3 protein-coding genes and 1 pseudogene are annotated in these 6,280 nt (G+C 57.8%); 2 read left to right on the forward strand and 2 right to left on the reverse strand.

The features are described 5' to 3' along the window. The first annotated feature begins 43 nt into the window (after positions 1 to 43). Both IE093_RS10735 and cysI read left to right on the forward strand, forming a co-directional pair. The gene (locus IE093_RS10735; RefSeq protein WP_189468981.1) at positions 44 to 1,852 is read left to right on the forward strand and encodes an assimilatory sulfite reductase (NADPH) flavoprotein subunit; all 1,809 of its coding nucleotides are present in this window, start codon (positions 44 to 46) and stop codon (positions 1,850 to 1,852) included. A 15-nt stretch (positions 1,853 to 1,867) separates the two neighbouring features. Then, a complete protein-coding gene (gene cysI / locus IE093_RS10740) occupies positions 1,868 to 3,586 on the forward strand; it encodes an assimilatory sulfite reductase (NADPH) hemoprotein subunit (protein WP_189468984.1) in 1,719 nt (572 codons plus the stop codon). A gap of 92 nt (positions 3,587 to 3,678) precedes the next feature. Here the strand turns inward: cysI and IE093_RS10745 are convergent. Both IE093_RS10745 and IE093_RS10750 read right to left on the reverse strand, forming a co-directional pair. Continuing rightward, positions 3,679 to 3,993, reverse strand: a pseudogene (locus IE093_RS10745) (transposase); the annotation flags it as partial. A 353-nt stretch (positions 3,994 to 4,346) separates the two neighbouring features. After that, positions 4,347 to 5,018: a hypothetical protein gene (locus IE093_RS10750; protein WP_189468988.1), complete on the reverse strand. Its 672-nt coding sequence runs from the start codon at positions 5,016 to 5,018 to the stop codon at positions 4,347 to 4,349. Between the last annotated feature and the right edge of the window lie 1,262 nt (positions 5,019 to 6,280).

Raw genomic sequence — 6,280 nt, forward strand, 5'->3', positions numbered from 1 at the left:
CATCGCGCACATTGTGTTGAATTCGTCGTGAGAGGATACCTGGATGGCTCAAGGTTCCCTGCTCGACACTAACAGTCCGCTGAGTGCCGAACAGGCCAAGCGGCTCAACGAGGCATTGGAAGGACTCGACGCTCACCAATTGACTTGGCTGAGCGGTTATCTTGCTGGTCTGACAGCACAGCGGGGGGATGTGGCGGTATCGCCGACCCAACCCGAGGCAACAGTCGCCGCTGCGGAAATCGTCGTGCTCTATGGCAGCCAGACCGGCAACGCCGAAGGCGTCGCAGAACTGGCATGCGATCGGATCAAGGCCAGAGGCTTCCATGCTCGCTTGCTCGACATGGCGGAAGCCGGCAAGAAGACGTTCAAGGATCCGCTCAACCTGATGGTGGTGGTCAGCACCCAGGGCGACGGCGATCCGCCCGACACCGCGGAAAGCTTCCATGAACTGATGCATGGTCGCAAAGCACCCAAGTTGAATGACCAGACACGCTTCGCGGTGCTGGGCCTTGGCGACTCCAGTTATGACCACTTCTGCCAGACCGGCAAGGACTTCGATGCGCGCTTCGAAGCGCTGGGCGCCCAGCGTATCCATGATCGCGTCGACTGTGACGTCGACTACGAAGAGGATGCCGAACGGTGGATCGAGTCGGTGCTCGACCGCTATTCCGAGTTCTGCGACACGGTAAGCCCCGTCAGCGACAGCCTGGCGCCGGTGGCGAATGCCACCCCTCAGACAAGCTATTCGAAGAAGCATCCCTTCCATGCCGAAGTGCTCGACTCGATCGTGCTCAATGGGCGGGGCTCCGACAAGGAAACCCGTCATATCGAGCTATCGCTGGAAGACTCGGGGCTGAGCTTCGAGCCGGGAGATGCCATTGGCGTCGTGCCGCAGAACGACCCCGCCTATGTCGACGAACTACTCGACATATTGCGCCTGGATGCCGATGCCGATCTGGGCGAGGGTCGGCGTCTGCGTGATGCCTTGCTTACCGAGTTCGAGGTCACCACCCTGACCCGGCCGTTTCTCGAACATTGGACCGAGGTTTCGGACGCAGCCGAACTGCGCCGGTTGATGGACCAGGATTCGCGCGGCGAACTGCGCGATTGGGTCGAAGGACGTCATATCATCGACGTACTCGAACACTTTCCGGTCAAGGAGATAGACGCCCACACATTCACCCAGGCCTTGCGCAAGCTGCCGCCTCGCCTCTACTCCATCGCTTCGAGCTACCAGGCGACACCCGACGAGGTGCACCTGACGGTCGGCGTCGTGCGCTACGAGTCCCACGGTCGTTCACGCGGCGGCGTGGCGACGACCTATCTCGCCGATCGCGTGCATCCAGGCGATACCGTGCCGATCTACGTTGACCGCAACAAGAACTTCAAGCTGCCGCACGACGACAACACGCCGGTCGTTATGGTCGGGCCGGGAACCGGTGTCGCGCCGTTCCGTGCCTTCCTGCAGGAACGCGAAGAGCGTGGCGCTACAGGCCGCAACTGGTTGTTCTTTGGCGACCGCCGTTTCCGCAGCGATTTTCTCTACCAGGCTGAAATGCTGCAGTGGCGCAAGCAGGGGCTGCTGACCCACTTGGACGTGGCGTTCTCTCGCGATCAACAAGAGAAGGTCTACGTTCAGGAACGTATGCGCGAGCACGCCACCGAATTGTATGCCTGGCTGCAAGAAGGGGCGCATTTCTACGTTTGCGGCGATGGCGAACGCATGGCAGCGGATGTGCATCGTGCCCTGCTCGATGTGATTCGTACGCAAGGCAGGTTCGACGAAGAAGGCGCCAAGGAGTATCTGCGCGAACTGCAGCAGGCCAAACGTTATCAGCGCGACGTGTATTAAGCCGGAGGTATCAGCATGGGCGATATCATCCAGAAGCTTCGCGACATTTCGTTCGACGAGTTGCATCCCAACGAACGCCTGAAGGCTGAGAGCGATTATCTGCGCGGCACTCTGGAACAGGGCATAGCCGACCGCGCCAGCGGTGGTGTCGGTGAGGCCGATACCCAGTTGACCAAGTTCCACGGCTTCTATCAGCAGGACGACCGCGACCTGCGCAGCGAGCGACGCCACCAGAAGCTCGAACCACTGTATTCGTTCATGGTCCGCTTGCGCATGCCGGGCGGCCTGATGTCATCGCGCCAGTGGTTGACCCTGGACGATATCGCCACCCGCTACGCCAATGGCACGCTGCGCATCACCACTCGACAGACCTTCCAGTACCACGGGGTGCTCAAGGAAAACCTGCGCGCGCATCTCAAGGTCATCAACGAGGCCATGCTGGATACCATCGCCGCCTGCGGCGACGTCAACCGCAACGTCATCTGCACCGCCAACCCGCACCGTTCGAAGGTCCATCGGCAGGTCTACGAACTGGCGCACGAGATCAGTGCTCACCTGATGCCCCGCTCACGCGCCTATCACGAGATCTTTCTCGGCGAGGAGCGCGTCGCCGGTGGCGAGGAAGAGCAGGAACCGCTCTATACCAGGCATTACCTGCCACGCAAGTTCAAGATCGCGCTGGCCATTCCGCCCGAGAACGACGTCGATGCGTTCGCCCACGATATCGGCTTCATCGCCGATAGCGAAGGGGGCGAATTGCGCGGTTTCAGCGTGTGCATCGGCGGCGGCATGGGCATGACCCACGGCGAACCGGCCACCTTTCCGCGGCTGAGCGATGTGGTCGGTTTCTGCACACCGGATCAGGTCGTCGAGGTCGCCGAGGCCATCATGCTGGTGCAGCGCGACCACGGCGACCGCCACGACCGCAAGCATGCGCGCACCAAATACACGATCGAGGATCACGGTGTCGAATGGTTCCGCGAAGAGGTCGAACGGCGCCTGGGATATGCCCTCGGCGAGCCACGCGAATTCCATTTCGACAGCAACGGCGATCGTTACGGCTGGTACCAAGGCGACGACAACACCTGGCATTATGGTCTGTTCGTCGAGAACGGTCGCATTGCCGATTTCGACAACGGTATGAAACTGCTCTCCGGCATGCGCGGGATCGCCAGGATCCACGAAGGCGACATCGCCCTGACCACCAACCAGAACCTGATCATCGCCAACGTCGCCGACGACAAGCGCGACGAAATCGGGGCACTGATCGACAAATACCACATGGTGAAGGATGTCTCGGCACTGCGCCGTGGGTCGATGGCCTGTGTCGCCTTCCCCACCTGCGGGCTGGCCATGGCGGAAAGCGAACGCTATCTGCCGTCGCTGATCGACAAGCTGGAACAGTCGATGCGCAAGGCGGGCCTGGCCGACGATGCCATCGTGGTACGCATGACCGGCTGCCCCAACGGCTGCGCCCGCCCCTACGTGGCCGAGATCGGCTTTGTCGGCAAGGCGCTGGGACGCTACAACCTCTACCTTGGCGGCAGTTTCACCGGAGAACGGCTCAACAAGCTGTATCGCGAGAACATCGACGAGGCCACGATCATGAAAGAGCTCACCCCACTGCTCAAGCGCTATGCCAAGGAGCGTGACGAGGGTGAACACTTCGGTGACTTCGTGATTCGCAAGGGAGTGATCAAGGAGACTACGGCGGGGCGCAATTTCCATGAGTAGTGCTTAGTACGACTGTGTCACAAACATCGTCGTTTGCTGCAGAAGACCATTAAAATGCCTTGATATAATGTCCAGCGCAGCGTGGGATGGAGTCACTCACTTGGCGCTGGACTCGTTGCACTACCCCGCGGACGATAGCACTCGGGTAAGGCAGGCGCCGGGAACCGTTGGATTTTTTGATCCCGATGTCGCAACCGTTCGGCGACCAGGAAGCCATAAGCTGCAATGCAGAGACTGGCATGATGGTGAAAGCCACGCCAGTTGCGTCCTTCATGGTGATCCAATCCAAATTCCTGCTTGAGCTCCTGGTAGTCACGCTCGATGCGCCAGCGGGCCTTGGCCGTGGTTACCAACGTCGCTAGAGACGCGCTGTTTGGCTGGCTGCTTAACCAATACTTGGCGGGCTTATTGGCCCTTTGGGTCATTCGATCAGTAGCTATTCCGGATCACGGCACTGCATCCCCCATGCCACTCGCATGCCAACGGGGCAAAATGGGACGTTAACGACTTGTGCGTAGCTTTCCCGCCACGTCACTTCCTCCCGGTAGCGGATCGCGTCCAACGCGTGGGCCAACGCGCCGAAACCGGGTGATGGTCTGTTGTCTGTTGCCAGCGGGTGAACGGCTGCCCCTTCTTGCGAATGCTGGTATCGTCGATGATCCAGAAAGGACACCATGCTGGATGGCACTCGAGGTGAATGCAGGCTACTTTGCCGCGGTATTGAAATTGAGACTTCTGAGGAGAAGCCGGCCTCATTTCCTTAATAATTCACAGTTTCCTCACGCACTTCAAGCTCATAAGGGCTCCCTGGTCGTGGATTGTATACAGGTGATACCAAGATGTAATAAAGCGAGTCGGGAGTGCTGTCAAAGGCGAGACTGACAGGGGTATCACCGGACTGAAGGTCTCGAGTCATGCGACGCTCAGCAGAATCGTAAACGGTAACTCTTGCAAAGTAGCCACCCGGTGCACGTTTGCGCAGAATCACTCTTATGCGGTGTGGTTCTTGATTGGAACTCATGAACTTGAAATAATCCCGGTCCTGCCCCGAGATTGCCGACCCTTGGACCCTGGTTCCTATTTCAATTAGATTAGCCTCGGTAATTTGATCATTGGGCTCCTCCTCTTCAAGGACAGGAAATGCAACAGGCGAATCGCCAAGCGCTCCCTGTCCAGTGTGGCCTCCAGGAGTCTGGCCAAGTATTACTACTGGACTCTCGATATCTTTTATCGGAATGACTAATGGGACAACAAACACGATACATCCGGCCAGAAAGACCACCAGGGCAGGTGTCGAGATTTCAAACTCCTGCCCGAGCAGTTTGATCTTGTTTTGTGCCTGCTCCGTGCGTAAAAACAACAAAACCAAACCCGTGCTGGCCACGACCGCGCCGAAAACCATCACGATAGTCTGGAGTGTAATTATCACCATCCAAACCTGCCTTCCACACAAGCCGGTGCAAAAGCAAAAAATGAAAAAATCAACAGGTTAAGCCTCATCTCCTCCCCCGCCTTATAGCCAAACCTAAGTTCTCCTACGCCTTCCATTCGAATGCTTGACGGTCATCAGATAGCACACACGACTTTCTGAATGAGCGTGCCCGCAGTAATTTCCGGAACGCCTTGCCAAGGTCGATACCAGCCAGTCGCAAGTCCCCCATTCATGATTCCAGCGTCGGATTCCTTCGTTGGGGCGGCATTTACCGGTCAGCTATCCGCCCCGATTTCATTTACTCGGTCCCTTCGGATCAACTCTTCCGTTCTGGGACCACGCAACCGCCCGACAAAAGCGCATGAGGGGCGGCCTCATTGGCAGTTGCGGAATGAAAATATCGTCACATCGCGACATCACAACCGCACCCAAGCACATCTAGTAACATTCAGCCTAGTAAAGGTTGCTTCGACTTGCCGGGCGAATCCCGAGGAAGCACTTAGCGCTGAGATATCATGTGCTTCGCAGATTGAGCTTCGATCGCTATCACGAGTTGTTTTCCCCGGCGCGTCCCGCTAACCCTGAGATGTCTCCAGGTCAGGCACGGCGTCGAGCCCTCGAACTGCAACGCGAGGCATCCGCTGACATCGCCATGGCGGATAATTTCTCGACGGCCAAGGAGCGGATGTGTCGGTTGCTAAAGGTCCTGAGTAACGGCGAAGCACTCGCTCTCGGCTCGAATCCCGCCTGGGATGAGGAGAGCATTGCGATCCAGGGACCGATGGAAGAGGTCGAGCGGCACAAGCTGCCGCCTATCCGCTGCGGTCGTAGATGGACGATATGCTCGCGCGTCTCGTGCAGGTAGGTATTGCCGAAGCTCATCGGCTGGAACGAGAGCTCGATGATAAGTAGGTGCGGGATCGTCGGGATAATGACCAAACTTGTTATTGGGTACAGTTAGGCCTAAATAGACCAAACTCAGAGGATCTTGCACGATTAATTCATGTCCCTTCACACCAAAGGCCAGTTGAATCTGATCCATCCGCTGCCTAGTACTACTGGACGACGCCACACCATCTTAACAAGCTGATTTAGGAGACAGTAAGTGACTTTACATAAGTTTTCCTGCATACTTTGCCAACATTTCCAATCAGGGATGACAAGGGTGGCCCAGCGTTTTGTTGCTCCTCTCACCGACGAGGAATTGGAAGTCCTGACAGCAGCCTATCACCATGGCGAGAAGCGCGCCTTGCGTCGTCGTG

This window comes from Litchfieldella qijiaojingensis (genome assembly GCF_014651875.1).
Taxonomy (GTDB): Bacteria; Pseudomonadota; Gammaproteobacteria; order Pseudomonadales; family Halomonadaceae; genus Litchfieldella; species Litchfieldella qijiaojingensis.

Excerpts from the sequence above, each read along its gene's own strand:
- IE093_RS10750 (WP_189468988.1), bottom strand. The coding sequence starts at position 5,018 with ATGGTGATAATTACACTCCAGACTATCGTGATGGTTTTCGGCGCGGTC.
- cysI (WP_189468984.1), top strand. The coding sequence starts at position 1,868 with ATGGGCGATATCATCCAGAAGCTTCGCGACATTTCGTTCGACGAGTTG.
- IE093_RS10735 (WP_189468981.1), top strand. The coding sequence starts at position 44 with ATGGCTCAAGGTTCCCTGCTCGACACTAACAGTCCGCTGAGTGCCGAA.